Consider the following 1398-nt stretch of genomic DNA (forward strand, 5'->3'; position numbering starts at 1 on the left):
AGGCCACCGGCGGCTTCATCCTGCGCACCAACGGCGAGGATTCGAGCGATGCAGAGCTGGCGGAAGACATCGCCTACCTGCGCAAGACCTGGTCGCGCATCCGCGAGCTGTCCATGCGCATGCCGCCGATGTCTCTGCTCCACCAGGACCTGAGCCTGCTGCAGCGCGTGTTGCGCGACATGACCACCGAGGCCACCCAGACCATCCGCATCGACTCGCGCGAGCAGTTCGATGTGCTGCTCAAGTTCGGCCTCGAGTTCATGCCGCAGGCGGCGGGCAAGCTGCAGCTCTACAAGGGCGAGCGTCCGATCTTCGATCTCTATTCGATCGACGAGGAGATCGCCAAGGCGCTCGGCCGGCGCGTGGAGCTGAAGTCCGGCGGCTACCTCGTGGTGGACCAGACCGAAGCGCTCACCACCATCGACGTCAACACCGGCGGGTACGTCGGCGCGCGCAACTTCGACGACACCATCTTCAAGACCAACCTGGAAGCCGCGCAGGCCATCGCGCGGCAACTGCGCCTGCGCAACCTGGGCGGGATCATCATTGTCGACTTCATCGACATGGTGCGCGACGACCACCGCGAGCAGGTTCTGGCCGAGTTCCGCAAGCAACTGGCGCGCGACCGCGTCAAGACCACGGCCGGCGGCTTCTCGCAACTGGGGCTGGTCGAGATGACGCGCAAGCGCACCCGCGAATCGTTGGCCCACATGCTGTGCGAGCCTTGCCTGGCCTGCAGCGGCCAGGGCATCGTGAAGACGGCGCGCAGCGTGGCCTACGACGTGCTGCGCGAGATCCTGCGCGAGGCGCGCCAGTTCACGCCGCGCGAGTTCCGCATCGTCTCGTCGCCGCAGGTGATCGAGCTGTTCCTCGACGAGGAGAGCCAGCACCTGGCGGGGCTGAGCGACTTCATCGGCAAGCCGATCTCGCTGCAGGCGGAGCCGGCGATGGGCCAGGGGCAATACGACATCGTGTTGTTGTGATCAGAGCCGTGCCAGCTCCGGCCCGCCGCGGGCGCCGAACCATGCACGCTGGTAGGCCTGCCGCGCTGCACGCTCGGCCTTCGCATCGCCCCGCTTGCGCTCGACCTCTGCCAGCCCGGCGAGCGCCCAGCCGTTGTTGCGTACGCGGGCCAGCGAGTCCCTGAAGGCCTTCTGCGCCGCGTCGAGCTGCCCCTGGCGCAGGCGCACCGAGCCGAGGGACTGGCGTACCGGGTAGTACCAGTAGGGCGGCTCGGTGTAGCTGAGGCTGTCCTCGACCGCGATGGCCTCCTCGTAGGCCCTGGCTGCGGCATCGAGGTCGCCGCTCGCATCGGCGAGCCGCCCGGTCGCCACCAGGCCCGCGGTGCGCACGATCGCCTTGGCGGGCAGCTGCCATGCCTCGAACGGCTTGAAGTCC

At 68.2% G+C, this 1398-nt stretch carries 1 protein-coding gene and 1 pseudogene; one reads left to right on the forward strand and one right to left on the reverse strand.

Annotated elements, in window-relative coordinates; genetic code table 11:
• The coding region (locus APY03_RS45100) for a ribonuclease E/G (protein WP_232324556.1) at window positions 1-983 on the forward strand (983 nt) is incomplete at its 5' end.
• On the opposite strand, the pseudogene APY03_RS45105 reads toward APY03_RS45100, so the two are convergent.
• Window positions 984-1398 (reverse strand): annotated as a pseudogene (locus APY03_RS45105) (hypothetical protein); the annotation flags it as partial.

The sequence above is a fragment of the Variovorax sp. WDL1 genome, assembly GCF_001541225.1.
In the GTDB taxonomy this organism is placed as follows: domain Bacteria; phylum Pseudomonadota; class Gammaproteobacteria; order Burkholderiales; family Burkholderiaceae_C; genus Variovorax.